The organism is Francisella sp. 19X1-34, assembly GCF_041102755.1.
Classification (GTDB): domain Bacteria; phylum Pseudomonadota; class Gammaproteobacteria; order Francisellales; family Francisellaceae; genus Francisella.
Map to the genome: position 1 here is coordinate 17,479 of NZ_JBGCTX010000013.1, position 21,090 is coordinate 38,568.

A 21,090-nucleotide genomic window follows, 5' to 3' on the forward strand; every position below is an offset into this window, starting at 1 on the left:
GAGTTTAATATGTTAGAAGCATGTATCGCAGAATTTATAGGAACTATGCTACTTATTCTTTTAGGTAATGGTGTGGTTGCAGGTGTAGTTTTAAATAAAACAAAGTCACACAACGGTGGCTGGGTTGTTATTACTTTTGCATGGGGGCTAGCTGTGTTTATAGGAGTCCTAGTTGCAGGACCTATTAGTGGAGCTCATCTAAATCCTGCTGTGACTATAGCTTTAGCTTTAGCTGGTAAATTTTCATGGGCTTGGGTAGTCCCTTTTATAGTATCGCAAGTTCTTGGTGCAATGCTTGGACAACTTTTAGTTTGGTCTATGTATTATCCTCATTATTCAGCTACAGACGATACTGATCTAAAATTAGCTACTTGTTGTACATCACCAGCTATAAAGAGCATACCATCTAACTTGATGAGTGAAATTATAGGTACTTTTGTACTTATATTTGCAATATTGACAATGCATGGAGTAGTAGTTCATTCTGGGAGTGCTAATCTAACTACAGCATACCCTGTTGATATGGGAGCACTTGGTGGAATCCCTGTAGCATTTGTTGTAATAGCAGTAGGGATGTCTTTAGGCGGTACTACTGGATATGCAATAAATCCAGCTAGAGACTTTGGTCCTAGGCTATTTCATGCTATCATGCCAATACAAGGTAAAGGCTCTTCACAATGGAGTTATGCTTGGGTTCCGGTTGTTGGACCAGTGATTGGGAGTGTAATTGCGACAGCTTGTTATCTGATATTGAAAACAAAAGGAGTCTTTTAGGAGAAATTTGATATGTGTAGTCTTAGCTTTGTCTTAGTGCCTCTTGCAGATCCATTTAGACTTACAGGATTACTGATTTTGTTTTTGTGCTGGTATAGCCTCCGTCAGATTGTTATCAGTAAAAGAAAATGGGATACTTTGTTTTGGGTGCTGTTTTCATTATTCTTACTTAGTTTGGTTATTTATGAATATTTAATGAGCCATGTTTATGCTAAGAATATCTTCTCTTATAACGTTATTATATATTGTGCTGCAATTATTGTTATTTGTGGTTTGCTTTTATCAAGAAATAGATCTTTGAAGTTTGAGAATTCTATTAAGAGCAAAAGAGCTATCTTTTTGTTTGTGCCATTTTTTATATTTGGGCTTTTATATCTTTTAACTTTAGATTTTAATTTTGATTGTAGTGCGACTCCATATTGGGTATTTATAATATTGCTACAAGTTATTGTTTATCCTATGCTTTTATTATTTGGGATATTGGCTTTTCTATGTCGTTTGTCAGCTTGTTTTACTGCATTTATAGCAGCTATGGCATTATTTTTAGTAGAGTGTGCTTTGTTTGTTGTTGACGCTATAATCAATACAGCTAGCTATGGTGAGTTATTAATGAGACTAGTTTTTTGTTTGATCTATTTTGTTTATGCAGGTATGTCTATTTTTATTTTAAATCAGTGTAGAATATTTGTGACAAAAACTTAGTTGTAGATAAGTGTTTTAGATTGTTTATAATAAATATATGTTTTATAAATAAGTACTAGTATAAAAGGAGTTTTCTAAGGTATGTGTAAATTAGGTTTTGTTCCGCTACTGATGGATGATCTTTTAAGACTACTTGTTTCGATCTTTTTATTTATTTGCTGCGCCATTATGGGATATATCTTTACTAAAAAGAAACCTTGGGATATTCCTTTTTGGATATTTTTTGCATTGTTCTTATTTAGTCTAGGTGGTTATGGCTATATAGTTCACCATATCTATTTAGAAAATACTTTTTCATATGATGGTTTTATTTCGGGCGCTGCATTTATAACAGTTTGTGGTCTATTGTTTTCAAAGCATCGATATGTTGACTTTAATAATAAAATCTTTAGTGAAAAATCACCTATATTGTTTGCAACATTTTTTGTTTTTGCTTTTATCTATATTTTGACCATAAAGTATGATCCTAGTTGCTCGGTTTTTCCACATGAATTATTTATAACAATTCTGCAAATAGTTGTTTATCCTTTATTATTGCTATTTGGGATATCAGCATTTTTGTATAGATTCTCAATTTGTATCTCTGTATTTGCAATTAGTATGGCGTTATTTTTAGTCGAAAATGTCTTGTTTATAGCTCATGCGTTAGTTTCTAGGATAGATCATGAGCAGTTGTTAGAGGAAGTTATTTGTGCGACTATATCTATTATTTTAAGTATTATAGCTATTTATATACTTACTCATTCAAAAAAAGTTTATAAGGAGAGATTGGGTGCAGACAGTTAATACAAGTGGGTCTTTGTTGATGAGCATTCTTGTTGCGATACTAATCTTAGTAGTAGGATTCTTAGTTTCAAAATATATTAGATCATTTACATATAAGCTACTAAAAGAATATGATAATACAGTTTCTCAATTTCTGGCAAATGTAATATATGCAATATTCTTAGTTTTAGTCGTTGTTATTGCGTTGGCAAAACTTGGAGTACCAATATCTCCTATAACAGGAGTTCTGACAGGTATCGTGTTTGGTATCTCGATGTCTTTGAAGACTTCATATAGTATTGTAGCATCAGGCATTATACTTGCTTTTAGTAAGCCTTTTGAAGTTGGTGAGAAGGTCGATCTTGGTGGAGTAACAGGTACAGTTAAATCTATAGGATTTTTATATACTAAACTTATGGATAAAGATGGTAATGAGGTTGCTATGTCAAATAGTATGGTAATTTCTAAAGTTATCACAAGATTTGTTGAAACTGAAAAGTAATGCAAAAAAACTTCTTCTCCGCAGATAGTAGCCTTTATCTTTCAAACGGCCAAAAAATAATTCTTAATGATCAGCAATTAGAAGCTGTGAGTCAGATCAAAAAATTTTTAAAAAGTCGTGATAGTTTTTTTCTACTTTCAGGGTTTGCAGGAACAGGAAAAACCACAGTTGTTAAAAAGATTCTTGATGAATATACTAAAAAATCAGTTGTTTCAGCACCAACACGTAAAGCAAATGCTGTTATATCCCAAGCAACTGTTTCTCATGGGTATACAATTCATTCTCTTTTAGGACTACAGCCTGATATAAATCTAGAGAACTTTAACCCTAATGATCCAGTGTTTGGGCAAATCAAAAAAGCAACAATAGGGTATTACGATCTTATTGTTATTGATGAGGCGAGTATGATTAATAAAGATTTGCTTGACCTTATAACTACAGAGCTACGCAATTCATCAAAAGTATTATTTTTAGGAGATGAGGCACAGATTCCTCCAGTAGGTGATAAATCAAGTCCAGTATTTGATTTGGAAAACAGAGCAAACCTTACTATGCTAATGCGTCAAGCTGAAGATAATCCATTAGTAGAACTTAGTCAAAAGCTCAGAGATGCACAAGAAGACCTTCCTGAGTTTTTAATTAAACGACAAACATTGTTAAATGACCTAGATGAAGGAGTAATGTTTAAGTCATCTAATGAAAGCTTTAGAGAAGAGTTAAAGCGTGTCTTTAGTTCAAGTTATGCAAAAACAGATCCAAACTATGCAAAGCTTATAGCCTGGCGTAACAAGACAGTAATGCAAGCTAATTTAATTATTAGAGAGTTAGTATTTGGCCAAAAAGCAAAACAACTTGAAAAAGGTGATGTTTTAACGGGGTATCGTGCTGTCAAAGCAAAACAAAGAGATGCATTCTTAATTAATAATGGGGTTGATTATAAAGTTGTTGATGTATCTGAGAAGTTAAAGAATGCTAATGGTATCTATGGTTATGATGTGGCTGTACTGGAAAAATCAAGATTGTTTAGAGGATTTGACGAGAAGAGCATGTTTATCGTAGATGTTCAAGATTCTAATAATTTACATGATTATGCTGAAATACATGATGCACTACTAGCACAAGCAAGAGGGGATAGAAAGTGGAGTGCATATAATAATTTTCGTAGAGATAATGTTTTGATGAAAGATATCGAGCGTTATAGAGATGGAAGTTTGAGAGATAAAAGTTGTTGGATTAGAAAAGATCTAGATTATGGCTTTGCTATAACAGTACACAAGTCTCAAGGCTCTACATATAAAAAGGTTTTTGTTCTACTTAAGGATATTGTTTTGAATAAAAACTCTGCTGAAAGAAATCAGATTTTATATGTGGCTATGACAAGGCCACAGAAGTTGTGTGTGGTGCTATAAAAAAAATAGTTTATGCTTTACATTTGGGAGTGTCCGTAGTAAGATAAGCTTAGTTTTTTGCAAGAATATTCTCGACGAAAAACAAATGAAGAATTAAGTAAGAAAATGCTTGATTTTTACTCAAATAAACTTTATAGTTATCTAAAAGTTTTAGGGGAGGGATTCCCGAGCGGCCAAAGGGATCAGACTGTAAATCTGACGGCTCAGCCTTCGCAGGTTCGAATCCTGCTCCCTCCACCATGCGGGTGTAGTTCAATGGTAGAACTTCGGCCTTCCAAGCCGATAGCGTGGGTTCGATTCCCATCACCCGCTCCACCTAAATCTAATTTTTTTATAATATGTGAATTAAAAGCTCGCATGGCTCAGATGGTAGAGCACTCCCTTGGTAAGGGAGAGGTCACCAGTTCAAGTCTGGTTGTGAGCACCATATTTGTGGTTTTTTGTTTTTTGTTGAAAAAATGGAGTTAAAAAAAATGGCTAAAGAAAAATTTGAACGTTCGAAGCCGCACGTAAATGTAGGTACTATCGGTCACGTAGATCACGGTAAAACTACTCTTACTGCTGCTATCACTAAAGTTATGGCTGAGAAAAACGGTTCAGAAGTAAGAAACTTTGATGAAATCGATAACGCGCCTGAAGAGAAAGCACGTGGTATTACTATTAATACTTCTCACGTAGAGTATGAGTCTCCAAATAGACACTATGCTCACGTTGACTGTCCAGGACACGCGGATTACGTTAAAAACATGATTACTGGTGCTGCTCAGATGGATGGCGCTATTCTAGTATGTTCTGCTGCTGATGGACCTATGCCACAAACTCGTGAGCATATCCTACTTTCTCGTCAGGTTGGTGTACCATACATCGTTGTTTTCTTAAACAAATGTGACATGGTTGATGATGAAGAGTTATTAGAGTTGGTTGAAATGGAAGTTCGTGAGCTTCTTGATCAATACGAGTTCCCTGGTGATGATACTCCAATTGTTATGGGTTCTGCTCTTAAAGCTTTAGAAGGCGAAGCGCAATACGTTGAGAAGATTGTTGAGCTAGTTGAAGCTATGGATGATTACATCCCAGCTCCTGAGCGTGACACTGATAAGCCATTTATTCTTCCAATTGAAGATGTGTTCTCAATCTCAGGTCGTGGTACTGTTGTAACTGGCCGTGTTGAGCGTGGTGTTGTAAACGTTGGTGACGAAGTTGAAGTTGTTGGTATTCGTCCAACTCAAAAAACTACAGTAACTGGTGTTGAAATGTTCCGTAAGCTTCTAGATAGAGGAGAAGCTGGTGATAACGTTGGTATCCTAGTTCGTGGTCTTAAGAGAGATGACGTTGAGCGTGGTCAAGTATTATGTAAGCCAGGTTCAATTACTCCACATACTAAGTTTGAAGCTGAAGTATATGTTCTTTCTAAAGAAGAGGGTGGTAGACACACTCCTTTCTTCAAAGGATATAGACCTCAATTCTACTTCCGTACTACAGACGTAACTGGTGCTGTTGAGCTTCCAGAAGGTGTAGAGATGGTAATGCCTGGTGATAACATCAAGATGAATGTTACATTAATCGCTTCTATCGCTATGGAAGAAGGTCTACGTTTCGCTATCCGTGAAGGTGGTAGAACTGTAGGTGCTGGTGTTGTTGCTAAAATTATCGAATAATAGGTAGTTTTAATTTAGGTCAGTAGTTCAATTGGTAGAGCAGCGGTCTCCAAAACCGCAAGTTGGGGGTTCGAGTCCCTCCTGGCCTGCCACAAATAAAAAAGGCGATGTTGTAATTTTGCAACATCGCCTTTTTTATTTCTTGATATTATATTCTCTGTGTGTTATTTTATACCCTACGTTTATAAATCCCCTATGTTTAAATTACTCTTTTTGAAGGATTGTTTTTGTGAAAAAAAATCAACATTTTAATAATAATAAAGTTTGGGTTAGTGGGGCGACTAAAACTGCTGAAGTAGAAAAGATTTCTAAGTCTAAAAATATGCTTCTATGGATTGTTGCAGCTGCAATAATAGTTTTAGGTGTTGCAGCTACTATGTACTCAGATGTGTTGGGAACTACATACAGCACTTTTAATACTTCATTGGCTGTTGTTGTGGTTTTGCTTGCTTTAATAGTTGCAAGGTTTACAAATCAAGGGCGTCGTTTTTGGGCTTTTTTCCAAGCATCAAAGCTAGAGTTAGCAAAGGTGGTTTGGCCAACTCGTAAAGAAACTATGACAATTACAGCTATGGTAATTGCTGTTGTTATAGTTTTTGCACTAATAATATCTTTATTTGGTGTTATATTTGAAACATTTATTCAGTATTTTCTAGGTTAATAAATAAGGTATAAGTATGCTTTGGTATGTTGTGCAAGTGCACTCTGGTTATGAAAAAAGAGTGAAGACTCAGCTTGAAGAGAATATTGAGATAGCTGGTCTACAAAAAAGTTTTGGTAGGATTTTAGTGCCTACAGAAAACGTTGTTGAAATGAAAGGTGGTCAAAAACGTAAGAGTGAAAGAAAATACTTTCCTGGATATGTTTTGATCGAAGCAAATTTAACTACTGAAGCTTGGGATGTTATTAAAGCAGTTCCTAGAGTTTTAACAGTGGTTGGATCAAGAGGCAAGCCTATCCCATTAAGTAAACCAGAAGTTGAGAGAATTTTAGGGTTTATGGAAAGTGGTGAAGCTGCTATTGAACCGAGATTAAGAAAGTCATATCAGGTTGGTGAAGTTGTTAGGGTTCTTGAAGGACCATTTAATGACTTTACTGGTGTGGTTGAAGAAGTTAACTATGAGAAGTCAAGATTAAGAGTTGCGGTGTCTATTTTTGGTAGATCTACGCCTGTTGAGCTTGAGTTTTCGCAAGTTGAAAAAGAATCTTAAGGAATTACCTTAAGATAATAGGGAGCTTATTTTAGATAAGTGTTATTAACCTAATTTGGAGAAAAAAATGGCTAAGAAAAAAATAGAAGCTATTATTAAGTTGCAAGTAGCAGCTGGAAAAGCAAACCCAAGCCCACCAATTGGTCCTGCACTAGGTCAACATGGTGTTAATATCATGGGTTTCTGTAAAGAGTTTAACGCTAAGACACAAGGTATGGAGCCGGGTATGCCAATCCCTGTTGAAATATCTGTATATAGTGATCGTAGCTTTACATTTGAAATGAAAACGCCACCGGCTTCTTTCTTAATTAAGAAAGCTATCAAAGTTAAATCAGGTTCATCAAACCCATCAAAAGATTTTGTTGGTACTATTACTCGTGAGCAATTAGAAGAAATAGCTAAAGTAAAAGATCCTGACTTAACAGCTGCAGATTTAGATGCTGCTGTAAGAATTATTGCTGGTTCTGCTCGTAGTATGGGCGTAAAAGTAGAAGGGGTTGAGTAATGGCTAAGATTTCAAAAAGAATGAGAAATATTGCAACTAAGATAGATGCAGAAAAGAAATATCCTGTAACAGAGGCTTTTGAACTTTTAAAAGAAGTGTCTTCTGTTAAGTTTGTAGAATCAGTAGATGTTTCTGTTGCTCTTGGTGTAGATCCTCGTAAATCTGACCAAGTTGTGAGAGGAGCTTCTGTTCTTCCTAATGGTACTGGTAAGACTGTAAGAGTTGCAGTTTTCGCTAAAGGTCCTGCTGCAGATGCTGCTAAAGAAGCTGGTGCTGATATTGTAGGTATGGAAGATTTAGCTGATGAAGTTAAAAAAGGTAATATGGATTTTGATGTTGTGATCGCTTCTCCTGATTCAATGAGAGTTGTTGGTCAGTTAGGTCAAATCTTAGGTCCTAAAGGTCTTATGCCAAACCCTAAAGTTGGCACTGTAACTATGGATGTTGCTAAAGCTGTAACAGATGCTAAAGCAGGTCAGGTTAGATATAGAGTTGATAAAGCGGGTATTATACATACTACTATTGGTAAGGTTAATTTTGATACAAATGCGTTAAAGCAAAACTTAGAGCAGTTATTAACTGATCTTAAAAAAGCTAAGCCAGCAGTATCAAAAGGTGTGTATCTGAAAAAAGTTTCTGTATCTAGTACTATGGGTCCAGGAATTGGTGTTGACTTTTCAGATTTAAACATATAGAATACTACCTTGCAATTTCTTTGGGTTGTATGAAAATACAACGATCAAAGACCGTAGGAGCTAGGCTTGCCTAGCTTAATAGTTATCCTACGCAGACGATGTTGACAACCTTTTTTGGTCTAAATATCGTGTTAATTAAATAAAGTGTAGACAATAAAATAAGGAGTCGATATGGCACTTAGAATAGAAGACAAGAAGGCAATTGTCGCTGAAGTTGCTGAAAATGTCTCTACAGCATTGTCTGCAGCAGTTGCAGATTACCGTGGCTTGACTGTTAATGAAATGACTTCATTAAGAAAACAAGCACGTGAGTCTGGAGTTTATTTAAGAGTTGTTCGTAACAACTTAGCACGTTTAGCAATTAAAGGAACTGATTTTGAGTGTCTTGGTGATGCTCTTAAGGGTCCTCTTGTTCTTGCTCTTTCTAAGGATGAGCCAGGTGCAGCAGCTAAGCTATTTAAAAACTTCCAAAAAGACCACAACGTCTTTGAAGTTAAAAATTTAGCTATGTCTGGTGAACTGTTTGGTCCTGAAAAGTTAGATGACTTTGCTAAGCTTCCTAGTAGGGAAGAGGCACTTGCTACATTACTTAATGTTATGCAAGCACCAGTTACTAAGTTTGTTCGTACTCTTAATGAGATTCCATCTCAAGCTGTACGAGTATTTGCTGCTGTTGGAGATAGTAAATAATTGCACTGGCTTTTAGAAAAGCTAAAAAAAAGAATTAATTGTTAAATAAATAGGAGTTATAAAATGTCTATAACAAAAGAAGATATCCTAAATGCTGTTGCTGATATGAGCGTAATGGATGTATGTGATCTAGTTAAGTTAATGGAAGAAAAATTCGGTGTTTCTGCTGCTGCTGCTGTTGCTGTTGCAGGTCCTGCTGCTGGTGGCGAAGCTGCTGCTGCTGAAGAGAAAACTGATTTTGATGTAGTTTTAACTGATGCTGGTTCAAACAAGATCGCTGCTATTAAAGCGGTAAGAGCTGCTACTGGCTTGGGTCTTAAAGAAGCTAAAGCTGCTGTAGAAGGTACACCTTTCACAGTTAAAGAAGCTGCTGCTAAAGAAGAAGCTGAAGAGCTTAAAAAACAACTTGAAGAAGCTGGCGCTAAAGTTGAGCTTAAATAATAAAATTCTAAAAAATAATTTTTAGAAACTTAAGACTAGTGGTCAATTTTGGCCCCTAGTCTTTCTAGTATTGAAAGATACATAGATATTGGCGCAAATATACTCATATTTGCTTTTTATTTTGTGTAAACAAAATCTTAGGGATGTTTTTGATGTCTTACTCATACGCTGAGAAAAAAAGAATTCGTAAAGAGTTTGGGGTTCTTCCTCATATCTTAGATGTACCATATTTACTTTCGATTCAAACAGAGTCGTACAAAAAGTTTTTGAATGCTGATGAAGCCAAAGGTAGACTTCACTCTGGTCTTGAATTAGTGCTTAAGCAATCTTTCCCAGTAGAAAGTAAAAATGGTCAATATGAACTTCATTATGTTGATTACCAAATAGGTGAGCCTAGTTTTGATGAAACTGAGTGTCAAGTGCGTGGTGCAACTTACGATGCTCCGTTAAATGTTAAATTAAGGCTAGTTGTATATAATAAAGAAGCTCTTCCAAATGAAAAAATAGTAGAAGATATTAGGGAAGAGTATGTGTATATGGGTGACATTCCATTGATGACAACTAACGGTACATTTATTATTAATGGTACTGAAAGAGTTGTAGTGTCCCAGTTACATAGATCACCTGGCGTCTTTTTTAGTAAAGATGATTCAGAAGAAGGTGCATTTTCGGCACGTATTATTCCATATAGAGGATCTTGGCTTGACTTTGAGTTTGATGCAAAAGGCATCGTATGGGCTAGAATTGATAGAAAAAGAAAGTTCTGTGCTACAGTAATTTTAAAAGCTCTTGGATACACTCAAGAAGAGATATTAGAAAATTTCTCAGATAGTAAAACTATTACTTTTGATAGCAAAGGTTTTGCACTTAAGTTAGATGATCTACCTAGTATGAAAGGTGAACTACTTAAGTTTGATATTATTGATGATCAAGGCAAAATAGTAGTCAAGAAAAATAAAAAATTAACATCTAGAGATGTTAAGAAAATAAAAGATTCAGGCATCGATTCTGTTGCTATAGATTTTGATCTAGTTAGCACTCTAAGAGTAGCAAAAGATATTGTTAATGAGGCAACTGGTGAAGTTATAGCTTATGCAAATGACGATGTTACAGAAAACTTGTTAGAAGCGTGTGTTGGTGTTGGCATGCTTGAATTAGAAGTTATCGATTTTATAACTACTGAAAAAGGTAGGTATATTTCTGATACTCTAAAATATGATTTAACAAAAAATACTGATGAAGCGTTAGTTGAAATTTATAAAGTGCTAAGACCTGGTGATCCTCCAGCAGCAGCTTCAGTTAAGGCTTTATTTGAAGGCTTATTCTTTATCGAAAGCAGATATAGTTTATCTGATATTGGTAGAATGAAGCTAAATGCAAGATTAGGTTCAGATAAGGTTTCTAAAGATGTTTATACTTTAGAAAATAGTGATATTGTTGGCGTATTAGAAGAGCTAATTAATATTCGTGATGGTAAAGGTAAGGTTGATGATATCGATCACTTAGGTAATAGACGTGTACGTTCTGTTGGTGAGATGGTTGAGAATCAATTTAGAATAGGTCTTTACCGTGTAGAAAAAGGTATTCGTGAGAGCATGTCTTTAGTACATAAAGATAAACTTATGCCTAAAGATATCGTAAACTCTAAGCCAATTACAGCTGCGATTAAAGAATTCTTTACATCTGGTGCGTTATCACAATTTATGGATCAAGATAATCCACTATCAGAAGTTACGCATAAGCGTAGAATTTCTGCATTAGGTCCAGGTGGTTTATCACGTGATAGAGCAGGTTTTGAGGTTCGTGACGTTCACGCAACTCACTATGGTAGATTATGTCCAATTGAGACTCCAGAGGGTCCAAATATTGGTCTTATTAACTCATTGGCTAGTTACTCTAGAGTAAATGATTTTGGCTTCTTAGAAGCACCATATAGAAAAGTTGTTGATGGTAGAGTTACTGATGAGATCGAATACTTATCAGCTATCGATGAAGATAACTATGTAATTGCACAAGCTTCTACAGAGCTTGATAAAGATAATCACTTTGTTGAAGACCTTATTCAGTGTCGTTCAGGTGGTGAAGCGATATTTACAGAGTCTAGCAGAGTTCAGTATATGGATGTTTCTGCTAAACAGATGGTTTCAGCTGCTGCTGCACTAATACCATTCCTAGAGCATGATGATGCTAACAGGGTATTGATGGGTGCGAACATGCAACGTCAAGCTGTACCAACTCTTAAAGCAGATAAGCCTTTAGTTGGTACTGGTATGGAGAAGATCGTTGCTAGAGATTCTGGTAACTGTATCATTGCTAGAAATGCTGGTGAAATTGCTGAAGTAGATTCAAATAGGATCGTAATTAAGGTAGATACTGATAAGTCTAAAGATAATAAATTAGTTGATATCTATAGCTTAACTAAATTCAAGCGTTCAAATAAAAACACTTGTATTAATCAGCGTCCAATAGTTAATGTTGGTGATAAAGTTGAAGCAGGCGATATTTTAGCAGATGGTTTTGCTACAGATTTTGGTGAGCTATCTCTTGGTCATAACCTAATGGTTGCATTCATGCCATGGAATGGTTACAACTTTGAAGATTCAATCTTGCTATCTGAAAGAATAGTAAAAGACGATAAATATACAAGTATACATATTGAAGAGTTTACTTGTGTGGCTCGTGATACTAAGTTAGGTCCTGAAGAAATAACTTCAGATATACCTAATGTAAGTGAGTCAGGTTTGGCAAAACTTGATGAATCAGGTATTGTTCATATTGGTGCTAACGTTGAAGCTGGTGATATTCTTGTAGCTAAGATTACACCTAAAGCTGAGCAACAGTTAACTCCAGAAGAAAGACTTCTAAGAGCTATCTTTAATGAGAAAGCTTCAAATGTTGCTGATAGTTCATTAAGAATGCCAAGTGGTACCTCTGGGACAGTTATCAATGTTCAAGTTTTTGAAAATGATAAGGGCGGTAAGAGCTTAAGAGCGCTTCAGATTGAAAAAGAGCTAATAGATAAAGCTCGTAAAGACTTTGATGAAGAGTTTGCTGTAATTGAATCTGTAGTTAGATCTTCACTAGAAAGTGATATTGTTGGTGCTACTGTTCAAAAAGCAAAAGGTCTTAAAAAGGGTGTTGTTCTAACTAAAGAGTTTTTAGAGAAGCTTCCATTTGCTAAATGGTTAGAAATATCTTTCGAAGATGAAAAACTTAATGATAGAGTAGAAAAAGCAAAAGAGTACTATGATGAAGCAAAAATAGCTGTAGATGCTAAGTTTGAGGTTAAGAAGAAATCTATTACTCAAAGTAATGAGCTATCTCCAGGCGTGCTTCAAACAGTTAAAGTTTTTGTTGCTATCAAAAAACGTATTCAGCCAGGTGATAAGATGGCTGGTCGTCACGGTAACAAAGGTGTGGTATCACGTGTACTACCTGTTGAAGATATGCCGTATATGGAAGATGGTACTCCTGTAGATGTTTGTTTGAATCCTTTAGGTATTCCATCACGTATGAATATCGGTCAGATTCTTGAAGCTCACTTAGGTTTAGCCTCTTATGGTTTAGGTAAGCGAGTAGAAAAAACATTAGAGCAAACTAGAAAAGCAGCAGAGCTAAGAAAAACCCTTGAAGAGGTTTATAATAGCATTGGTAATAAAAAAGTTGATTTAGAATCTTTAAGTGATGAAGAAGTTTTAACTCTTTGTGAAAACTTAAAGGATGGTGTACCAATTGCTACTCCTGTATTTGATGGTGCAAGAGAAGAAGATATTAAATCTCTATTAAAAATAGGTGGTTTTGCAAGTAATGGTCAGATGAAACTTTTTGATGGCCGTACTGGTCAAGCATTTGATAGACATGTAACAGTTGGTTATATGTATATGTTGAAGCTTGATCACTTAGTAGATGATAAGATGCATGCTAGATCAACTGGATCGTATAGTTTAGTTACACAGCAGCCTCTAGGTGGTAAAGCACAGTTTGGTGGCCAAAGATTCGGTGAGATGGAGGTTTGGGCATTACAAGCATATGGTGCGGCTTATACACTAAGAGAAATGTTAACAGTTAAATCAGATGATATAGCTGGTAGATCTAAAATGTATAAGAATATAGTTGATGGTAAGTTAACTATGAGTGTTGATGTTCCAGAATCATTCAATGTTTTAAGAAATGAAGTTAGAGCATTGGGTATAGATATGGACTTTGACCATTCATCTGAGGAAGAATAAGCTATCTTAAAAAGCTACTTATTTTTTGTTATTAAAATAAAAGTATAGGAGAGTTACCTGTGAATAACGGTATCCTACATCAAAATTACAATAGTAAAAAGTTTGATATTATTAAAATATCTTTAGCATCTCCAGAGGTTGTTCGTTCATGGTCTCATGGTGAAGTTAAAAAGCCAGAAACTATTAACTATAGAACATTTAAGCCAGAAAGAGATGGTTTATTTTGCGCTAAGATTTTTGGTCCTGTTAAAGATTATGAATGTTTATGTGGTAAATATAAGCGTTTGAAACATCGTGGTGTGGTTTGTGAGCGTTGCGGCGTTGAAGTTGAGCAAACTAAAGTAAGAAGAGAAAGAATGGGGCATATTGATTTAGTTTGTCCTGTTGTACATATTTGGTACTTAAAATCTCTTCCTTCAAGAATTGGCCTTTTCTTGGATATGCCACTTAAGAATGTAGAAAAGGTTCTATATTTTGAGTCATATATTGTTACTGATCCAGGAATGACACCTTTAGAGAAAAAGCAACTTCTTACAGATGAAGAATATGCAGAAGCTCTAGAGAATTATGGTTATGAGTTTGAAGCATCTATGGGTGCTGAAGCTATTAGAGATCTATTATCAGATACAGATATTGAATCTGAAATAGAAATACTACAAGAAGAGTACGCACAAAGTAAATCTACAGCCAAGAAAGAAAAAGCAATCAAGAGATTAAGATTGCTTGAGACTTTCCAAGCTTCAGGTAACAAGCCTGAGTGGATGGTAATGACAGTATTACCAGTTCTTCCACCAGATTTAAGACCTCTTGTACCTATCGAAGGCGGTAGATTTGCAACTTCTGATTTGAATGACTTATATCGTAGAGTAATTAATAGAAACAATAGACTTAAAAAGCTATTAGATCTTAATGCTCCAGATATTATTGTTAGAAATGAAAAGAGAATGCTTCAAGAGTCAGTTGATGCGTTATTAGATAATGGTAGACGTGGTAGAGCTGTAACTGGTTCTAACAAGCGCCCACTTAAATCATTAGCTGATATGATCAAAGGTAAGCAAGGTCGTTTCCGTCAAAACCTACTTGGTAAGCGTGTGGACTATTCTGGACGTTCAGTAATTACTGTAGGTCCATCTTTAAGATTGCATGAGTGTGGTCTTCCTAAGAAGATGGCTCTAGAGTTATTTAAACCGTTTGTTTACTCTAAGTTAAGATTGGGTGGTCACGCAACTACTATCAAACAAGCTAAGAGAATGGTTGAGCTTGAAGAAGCTGCAGTATGGGATATCCTAGAGGTTGTTATTAATGAGCATCCAGTTCTTTTAAACCGTGCTCCTACACTACATAGACTAGGTATCCAAGCATTTGAGCCTAAGCTAATTGAAGGTAAAGCAATACAGCTGCATCCTCTAGTGTGTGCAGCATTTAACGCTGACTTTGATGGTGACCAAATGGCTGTTCACGTACCTTTAACTGTAGAGTCTCAGTTAGAGTCGCGTGTATTAATGATGTCTACGAACAACATCTTATCACCTGCATCTGGTCAGCCAATTATTACTCCTACTCAGGATATTGTATTAGGTTTATACTATATTACTAGAGAAAAGGAAGGTGCTAGAGGAGAAGGTAAACTATTTGCTAGTTATGAAGATGTAAGTAGAGCTTATAGTTCAGGAACTGTTGATATTCATGCTAAAATCAAGCTAAGAGTGGATAGACAGGTTTTTGATACTAAGGGTAATACTTATAATGAGAAAGGGGTTGTAAATACTACAGTTGGTAGAGCTCTTTTACTTAATATACTACCTGAAGGTCTATCTTTCTCTTTACTAAATAAAGTTTTAGTTAAGAAACAAATTTCTAAAATTATCAACCAAGCATTTAGAGTGTTAGGTGGTAAGGCTACTGTAGTTTTAGCTGATAAATTAATGTACGCAGGTTTCAAATATTCAACTCTATCAGGTATTTCTGTAGGTGTTGATGATATGACTATTCCTGATGATAAAGAAGCTAAAGTAGAAGAAGCTGAAAAAGAAATTAAACATGTTACAGAGCAATATCAATCTTCATTAATTACAGAGAATGAAAGATATAACAATATCATCAATATTTGGGGTAAAACTTCTGATGAAGTTGGAGCTTCAATGATGGATGCTATATCTAAAGATACAGTCACTGTAAATGGTGAAACAAAAGATACAGAATCATTTAACTCAGTTTATATGATGGCTAAATCTGGTGCTAGGGGTTCTTATAACCAGATGAGACAGCTTGCTGGTATGCGTGGTCTAATGGCAAAACCAGATGGTACGATGATCGAGACTGCAATTACAGCGAACTTTAGAGAAGGTCTATCAGTATTGCAGTATTTCACATCAACACACGGTGCTCGTAAAGGTCTAGCAGATACAGCTCTTAAAACAGCTAACGCAGGTTACTTAACACGTAGACTAGTTGATGTAGCTCAGGATTTAGTTGTAATAGAAGAAGACTGTGGTACAGATGAAGGTTTAATGTTCTCAGCGATTGTTGAAGATGGTGAAGTTAAGGTTCCTCTAGTAGAGAGAGCTCTTGGTAGAACATTAGCTGCCGATGTTGTAACTGAAAAAGGTATTGTATTATTAGAGGAAGGTACTTTATTGGATGAGAATCTAGTTGAGCTACTTGATGATAATGGTATTGATATGATCAAAGTTAGATCACCAATCACATGTAAAACACGTAGAGGTCTATGTGCTAAGTGTTATGGTAGAGATCTAGCTCGTGAAAGACAGGTTAACGTTGGTGAGTCTGTTGGTGTAATTGCAGCTCAATCAATTGGTGAGCCAGGTACGCAGTTGACAATGAGAACTTTCCATACAGGTGGTGCGGCATCTTTAGGTGTAACTGTTTCTGATATCAAAGTTAAAACAGCTGGTAAGATTAAATTCAAAAATATTAGAACAGTAACTAACAAAGAAGGTCAAGAGATTGTAATTTCGCGTGCTGGTGAGATTATTGTTTCTGATACTATGGGCCGTGTGAGAGAGCAACATAAAATCCCTATGGGTGCAAATGTTCCTTTAGCTAGTGGTAAAGCTGTTGAGATTGGAGATGTAATCGCTACTTGGGATCCGCATGCTCAGCCATTAATTACAGATGTTGCTGGTAAAGTAGTTCTTGAAGATGTGATAGATGGTATAACATCTAAGCATACTTATGATGATTTAACTGGTCAGCAAACTATCGAGATTACTTCTATATCTCAAAGAACAACATCTAAGAACTTAAAGCCTGTTGTTAAGATTGTTGATGAAAAAGGCAATGAGCTTAAATCAATATCATTAACTGTAGGATCAGTACTAAGTGTTTCTGATGATGCGCAACTAGAAGTTGGTGATGTTGTTGCTAAGATTCCTTTAGAAGGTTCTAAGAACAAGGATATTACAGGTGGTCTTCCTCGTGTTGCTGAGCTATTTGAAGCAAGACGTCCTAAAGAAGCAGCTGTGCTTTCTCCTTGTGATGGTATGGTTAGACTTGGTAACAGAGACACTAAAGAAAAACAAAGAATTGAGATTTTAGATAAGAGCGGTCATATCGTTGAAGAAATCCTACTACCTAAATCTCGTCATTTGGTTGTTTTTGATGGTGAGAATGTTGTCAAAGGAGATGTCTTAGCAGATGGACCTACTGATCCACATGATTTACTTCAATACAAAGGCTTAGAAGTATTTGCTGATTATATCTTGATTGAAGCTCAGTCTGTATATCGTATGCAAGGTGTTGTAATTAACGATAAGCATATTGAAACAATCGTTAGACAGATGTTAAGAAAAGCAGTTGTAACGGATGAAGGTGATAGTAAGTTTGTTAAAAATGAAAATATTGAACTTGTTAGAATCTTAGAAGAGAATGATAGCTTACGTGAGCAAGAGAAAAAAGAGGTTGAGTTTAAGCTTGTACTTATGGGTATAACAAGATCATCTTTATCTACTGAGTCATTCTTATCGGCAGCTTCTTTCCAAGAGACAACAAGAGTTCTTACTGAAGCTTCTATACATTCTCAAGTAGATCAACTAAGAGGTCTTAAAGAGAACGTTCTTATCGGTAGACTAATACCTACAGGTACTGGTTTAGCAGTTAGAAAAGAATCTAAGAAGATTGATAAAATAAGAGAAGAGCTAGGTGTTGAAGATGGTATAGCATTTACTGATGCTGCGGCAGCTTTCAATATTGAAGAAACTTCTGTTGAAAATATCAAACCTCAAGAAACTGAAAAAGATATCAATGAAGATATCGAAGAGTCTTTAAGAAATGCTCTTGAATCATTAGACTTCTAAATTTGTTCTATATTATTTCTAGCTAAAAATAAAATTTTATTATTCTAACATTTTAAATTATAATATAAGCCATATTGTACTTATTAATACTTGTGGTAAATGTTTAGTATGCTAACAAAACTCTTTTGGCAGATATTTTTTGGAATAGTCATAATTCTTATAGTCGTGCTATCTATCTTGAATACTGATACAGTTAGTTTTGATTATATTTTTGGTACTACGACACTGCCACTTATTGTTCTAATGTCGATAGCATTTGTTATTGGGCTTATTTTAGGGTCATTTATAACAAAGTTTATTCAGATAACTAAGACAAGTGGTGGCGCTAAGAAGTAATGTTTGTTTTGGGTATCGAAAGCTCATGTGATGAGACTGGGCTTGCTATTTACGATTCTTGTTCTAAAAAAATAGTTGCTGATGCTCTATATAGCCAAATAGATTTGCATAAGGAATATGGTGGCGTTGTCCCAGAATTAGCATCACGTGAGCATATTGCAAAATTAAATGTTCTTGCTAAGCAAATCTTTAAAGAATCTGGACTTAGTTTTAAGGATGTAAACTGTATAGCATATACCGCTACACCGGGACTGGTTGGTGCGCTTATGGTTGGTGCAACATTTGCTAAAACTCTAGGTTTTATTCATGATATTGATACTGTAGCTATTCATCATCTAGAAGGGCATTTATTATCACCTCTTTTAGATACAGAGAGTAATATTGAATATCCATTTGTAGCTTTATTAGTTTCTGGAGGTCATACTCAATTATTTGAAGTTAGAAATTTTGGTCAATATAGTTTACTTGGTGAATCCATAGATGATGCCGCAGGAGAAGCGTTCGATAAGACAGCTAAGCTTTTGGGTATGTCTTACCCAGGAGGAGTTGAAGTAGCTAATTTGGCAGAGAAGGCTACGGACGAAAAAAAATATTTATTACCAAGGCCTATGAAAAATAAGCCAAATTTGGATTTTAGTTTTAGTGGCTTAAAGACTGCTGTGTTAAATACGTGGCATTCAGAATCAGATAAGTCTAACGAAAATAAAGCCAATCTTTGTTATGCTTTTCAAGATGCAGCTATAGATGTTTTAGTGTCAAAGTGTAATAAGGCTCTAAAGCAAACAAAAAATAAAAGATTAGTCATATCTGGTGGAGTGAGTGCAAATAAATTACTACGTCAAAGACTAGAAAAGTTATCAAAAAATAATAATTATCAAGTATTTTTCCCGCCAATGAAGTATTGTACTGATAATGGTGCAATGATAGCTCTTGCCGGTGCTTATAGATATGTAAATGGATTTAAAGATCAATGCCTTGAAATTGATGTTAAGGCTAGATCACAAATTTAGATATTTACAAACTACTATCAAAAAAATAAGATGTGTGGTATCATTCAGTCGTAAATTAAGAAGTTTTCAATATCCACCTTGGGTGGATTCAATTCAAAAAGGGATAAAAAGGTTCTAAATGAATAATAAGAAAGAGGTCTACAAAATAGACCAAACAATAGAAAAAGAAGGTAGTATAGTTTGGAAAAGTGTCTTTGGACTATTAATAATACCTCTATTTGCTGTGATAGTGATACCTTGGTATGGTATGACATACGGCTTTGTAGCTTCAGACTATGTTTGTCTAGCTATATTTTATGCTATAACTGGTATTAGTATTACTATGGGATATCATAGACTTTGGTCTCATAAGACATATAAGGCTAATAAATTTGTTAGCTACTTCCTTTTAGTTTTTGGTACTGCAGCATTACAAAATAGTGTAATACAATGGTCTTCAGATCACAGAAAACATCATAAGGATGTTGATGATCCCGTAAAAGATCCGTATGCTGCTACAAGAGGTTTTTGGTTCTCGCACTTTGGCTGGTTACTTAGACACAATACTGCTGATGTACAAGAAATTCGTGGTGTTAATGATCTTTTAAAAGATAAAGCACTAGTGTTTCAACATAAGCATTATACTATTTTAGCAATATTAGCGTGTTTTGGTTTGCCTGCGCTGGCTGGGTTTATATTTGGATTCTTAAGTGGTCATACTTTCTCAGCTGCTTGGCATAGTGCTGTAAGTTTCCTACTTCTAGGAGGATTCTTAAGAGTTATACTTGTGCATCATGCTACTTTCTGTATTAATTCTCTAGCTCATACTATTGGGAAGAGACCTTACTCTAGAAAAAATACTGCTAGAGATAGTTGGATTACTGCGATTGTAACAGGCGGTGAAGGGTATCATAACTACCATCATGCTTTTGCTGGTGACTATAGAAATGGTATTAGATGGTTTGATTTAGACCCTTCTAAATGGCTTATCGCTGGTCTTGCAAAGATTGGATGGTGTTATGATCTTAAAACAACTCCTAAGCACTTAATAGAAATTGCAAAAGCTAAAGTTAAGTTAGATGAAGCTCTAACTAAAAAGAATAAAACTTTCCATCTTGGTATAGAAGAAAAATATACTAAGCTAGTTGCTAACGTTAAAAACATGTATAACGCTAAGCAAGAATACCTTAAAGCTAAGAAAGAAAATGTTCTATCAAAGGCTGATATTAAAGCTATTAAATCTAAATATAAAGATTTAAAAATTGAGTTTGTTGAAGCTAAGAAAAACTATAAGGCAAGTACGTTAGCTTAATTAATTCAATATACTTTCTTCTTCTACTTTTTTCTTAACAATTGTCTTTTAAAGTTTATTTAATATGTGTTTTATTCATGCTTGTTGCTTTGTTGTGAAAGCTAGTCTCTTTATGCTAATAACATCAATTGATTGTAAGATATATCTAGGTTAGCGTTATGAGTTGCGTATGATATCTTTATATATCTAACTATTATTAAAGTTGTATATTATTTTCCTCCGTTTATTTATGCTCATACATAATTACTATAGAGAATCTATTAAAGCTAAAATTAGGAGTGATAATTTTATTATTTTTAATAATGGAAAGTGTAGTAAGGAAGTTTAAGGGGTTATGAGTAGATAGACTTTAATCTTAAAAAAACTGATGTGGTATGCAAGAGTTTTGCTCAAATAGGTGATTAATAAATATAAACAATTTGATATGCTTATATTTAATGTTATATAGTAGTTTTGCTAATAGCTTTATAATTTATTTAATTAACCTCAGTTCGATAATTACTTCATGTCTAAATATTTATAATTATTGATTTTAATTGGAGAAATAATAAACTGA

General features: G+C 34.9%; 17 protein-coding genes and 4 tRNA genes. All 21 read left to right on the forward strand.

Going from position 1 to position 21,090, the window contains the following annotated elements:
• Positions 1-9: 9 nt before the first annotated feature.
• The 21 genes from AB8E56_RS03345 to AB8E56_RS03445 all read left to right on the forward strand — a co-directional run bounded on the left by AB8E56_RS03345 (position 10) and on the right by AB8E56_RS03445 (position 20,534).
• On the forward strand, positions 10-774 hold the full coding sequence (locus AB8E56_RS03345) for an MIP/aquaporin family protein (RefSeq protein ID WP_329477954.1): 765 nt from the start codon (positions 10-12) through the stop codon (positions 772-774).
• A gap of 12 nt (positions 775-786) precedes the next feature.
• Complete coding sequence (locus tag AB8E56_RS03350; RefSeq protein ID WP_329477956.1) at positions 787-1,476, forward strand: hypothetical protein; 690 nt, start codon at positions 787-789, stop codon at positions 1,474-1,476.
• A gap of 81 nt (positions 1,477-1,557) precedes the next feature.
• Entirely contained in the window at positions 1,558-2,262 is a 705-nt protein-coding gene (locus tag AB8E56_RS03355) for a hypothetical protein (RefSeq protein ID WP_329477958.1), read from the forward strand.
• Between the two features lie 19 nt (positions 2,263-2,281).
• A complete protein-coding gene (locus AB8E56_RS03360; RefSeq protein WP_329477990.1) occupies positions 2,282-2,743 on the forward strand; it encodes a mechanosensitive ion channel domain-containing protein in 462 nt (153 codons plus the stop codon).
• Positions 2,743-4,152, forward strand: a complete 1,410-nt coding sequence (locus AB8E56_RS03365; protein ID WP_329477960.1) for an AAA family ATPase — start codon at positions 2,743-2,745, stop codon at positions 4,150-4,152. Before AB8E56_RS03360 ends, AB8E56_RS03365 begins: the two co-directional genes overlap by 1 nt.
• Before the next feature lie 155 nt (positions 4,153-4,307).
• Positions 4,308-4,392, forward strand: a tRNA-Tyr gene (locus tag AB8E56_RS03370).
• 1 nt (position 4,393) lies between these two features.
• Positions 4,394-4,467, forward strand: a tRNA-Gly gene (locus AB8E56_RS03375).
• Between the two features lie 36 nt (positions 4,468-4,503).
• Positions 4,504-4,579 (forward strand) — tRNA-Thr (locus tag AB8E56_RS03380).
• 46 nt (positions 4,580-4,625) lie between these two features.
• On the forward strand, positions 4,626-5,810 hold the full coding sequence (gene tuf / locus AB8E56_RS03385; protein ID WP_329477962.1) for an elongation factor Tu: 1,185 nt from the start codon (positions 4,626-4,628) through the stop codon (positions 5,808-5,810).
• A gap of 16 nt (positions 5,811-5,826) precedes the next feature.
• A tRNA-Trp gene (locus AB8E56_RS03390) sits at positions 5,827-5,902 on the forward strand.
• A 137-nt stretch (positions 5,903-6,039) separates the two neighbouring features.
• Positions 6,040-6,471 carry a preprotein translocase subunit SecE gene (secE, locus tag AB8E56_RS03395; protein WP_329477964.1) on the forward strand — a complete coding sequence of 144 codons (432 nt, stop codon included), beginning with the start codon at positions 6,040-6,042 and terminating at the stop codon, positions 6,469-6,471.
• 16 nt (positions 6,472-6,487) lie between these two features.
• A complete protein-coding gene (gene nusG / locus AB8E56_RS03400; protein ID WP_329477966.1) occupies positions 6,488-7,021 on the forward strand; it encodes a transcription termination/antitermination protein NusG in 534 nt (177 codons plus the stop codon).
• A 67-nt stretch (positions 7,022-7,088) separates the two neighbouring features.
• Positions 7,089-7,526 (forward strand): 50S ribosomal protein L11, encoded by a 438-nt coding sequence (rplK, locus tag AB8E56_RS03405; protein ID WP_329477968.1) that lies wholly within the window; start codon positions 7,089-7,091, stop codon positions 7,524-7,526.
• A complete protein-coding gene (gene rplA, locus AB8E56_RS03410; protein ID WP_329477970.1) occupies positions 7,526-8,221 on the forward strand; it encodes a 50S ribosomal protein L1 in 696 nt (231 codons plus the stop codon). Before rplK ends, rplA begins: the two co-directional genes overlap by 1 nt.
• A 171-nt stretch (positions 8,222-8,392) precedes the next feature.
• Entirely contained in the window at positions 8,393-8,911 is a 519-nt protein-coding gene (gene rplJ, locus AB8E56_RS03415) for a 50S ribosomal protein L10 (protein ID WP_072713265.1), read from the forward strand.
• A 63-nt stretch (positions 8,912-8,974) separates the two neighbouring features.
• Positions 8,975-9,352 (forward strand): 50S ribosomal protein L7/L12, encoded by a 378-nt coding sequence (gene rplL, locus AB8E56_RS03420; RefSeq protein WP_329477974.1) that lies wholly within the window; start codon positions 8,975-8,977, stop codon positions 9,350-9,352.
• Positions 9,353-9,504: 152 nt separating this feature from the next.
• Complete coding sequence (gene rpoB, locus AB8E56_RS03425) at positions 9,505-13,581, forward strand: DNA-directed RNA polymerase subunit beta (protein ID WP_329477977.1); 4,077 nt, start codon at positions 9,505-9,507, stop codon at positions 13,579-13,581.
• Positions 13,582-13,640: 59 nt separating this feature from the next.
• The gene (rpoC, locus tag AB8E56_RS03430) at positions 13,641-17,897 is read left to right on the forward strand and encodes a DNA-directed RNA polymerase subunit beta' (RefSeq protein WP_329477979.1); all 4,257 of its coding nucleotides are present in this window, start codon (positions 13,641-13,643) and stop codon (positions 17,895-17,897) included.
• 99 nt (positions 17,898-17,996) lie between these two features.
• Entirely contained in the window at positions 17,997-18,233 is a 237-nt protein-coding gene (locus tag AB8E56_RS03435) for a LapA family protein (RefSeq protein ID WP_329477981.1), read from the forward strand.
• Positions 18,233-19,243, forward strand: a complete 1,011-nt coding sequence (gene tsaD, locus AB8E56_RS03440) for a tRNA (adenosine(37)-N6)-threonylcarbamoyltransferase complex transferase subunit TsaD (RefSeq protein WP_329477984.1) — start codon at positions 18,233-18,235, stop codon at positions 19,241-19,243. The genes AB8E56_RS03435 and tsaD overlap by 1 nt, the downstream gene beginning before the upstream one ends.
• A gap of 118 nt (positions 19,244-19,361) precedes the next feature.
• Positions 19,362-20,534 (forward strand): fatty acid desaturase, encoded by a 1,173-nt coding sequence (locus AB8E56_RS03445; RefSeq protein ID WP_329477986.1) that lies wholly within the window; start codon positions 19,362-19,364, stop codon positions 20,532-20,534.
• Positions 20,535-21,090: the final 556 nt, after the last annotated feature.

What these genes read in the sequence shown, in the direction of transcription:
- AB8E56_RS03435 (WP_329477981.1), top strand. Translation starts at nt 17,997, where the DNA reads ATGTTTAGTATGCTAACAAAACTCTTTTGGCAGATATTTTTTGGAATA.
- rplA (WP_329477970.1), top strand. Translation starts at nt 7,526, where the DNA reads ATGGCTAAGATTTCAAAAAGAATGAGAAATATTGCAACTAAGATAGAT.
- AB8E56_RS03355 (WP_329477958.1), top strand. Translation starts at nt 1,558, where the DNA reads ATGTGTAAATTAGGTTTTGTTCCGCTACTGATGGATGATCTTTTAAGA.
- tuf (WP_329477962.1), top strand. Translation starts at nt 4,626, where the DNA reads ATGGCTAAAGAAAAATTTGAACGTTCGAAGCCGCACGTAAATGTAGGT.
- rplK (WP_329477968.1), top strand. Translation starts at nt 7,089, where the DNA reads ATGGCTAAGAAAAAAATAGAAGCTATTATTAAGTTGCAAGTAGCAGCT.
- AB8E56_RS03360 (WP_329477990.1), top strand. Translation starts at nt 2,282, where the DNA reads ATGAGCATTCTTGTTGCGATACTAATCTTAGTAGTAGGATTCTTAGTT.
- rplJ (WP_072713265.1), top strand. Translation starts at nt 8,393, where the DNA reads ATGGCACTTAGAATAGAAGACAAGAAGGCAATTGTCGCTGAAGTTGCT.
- tsaD (WP_329477984.1), top strand. Translation starts at nt 18,233, where the DNA reads ATGTTTGTTTTGGGTATCGAAAGCTCATGTGATGAGACTGGGCTTGCT.
- nusG (WP_329477966.1), top strand. Translation starts at nt 6,488, where the DNA reads ATGCTTTGGTATGTTGTGCAAGTGCACTCTGGTTATGAAAAAAGAGTG.
- rpoB (WP_329477977.1), top strand. Translation starts at nt 9,505, where the DNA reads ATGTCTTACTCATACGCTGAGAAAAAAAGAATTCGTAAAGAGTTTGGG.
- AB8E56_RS03345 (WP_329477954.1), top strand. Translation starts at nt 10, where the DNA reads ATGTTAGAAGCATGTATCGCAGAATTTATAGGAACTATGCTACTTATT.
- AB8E56_RS03365 (WP_329477960.1), top strand. Translation starts at nt 2,743, where the DNA reads ATGCAAAAAAACTTCTTCTCCGCAGATAGTAGCCTTTATCTTTCAAAC.
- AB8E56_RS03350 (WP_329477956.1), top strand. Translation starts at nt 787, where the DNA reads ATGTGTAGTCTTAGCTTTGTCTTAGTGCCTCTTGCAGATCCATTTAGA.
- AB8E56_RS03445 (WP_329477986.1), top strand. Translation starts at nt 19,362, where the DNA reads ATGAATAATAAGAAAGAGGTCTACAAAATAGACCAAACAATAGAAAAA.
- rplL (WP_329477974.1), top strand. Translation starts at nt 8,975, where the DNA reads ATGTCTATAACAAAAGAAGATATCCTAAATGCTGTTGCTGATATGAGC.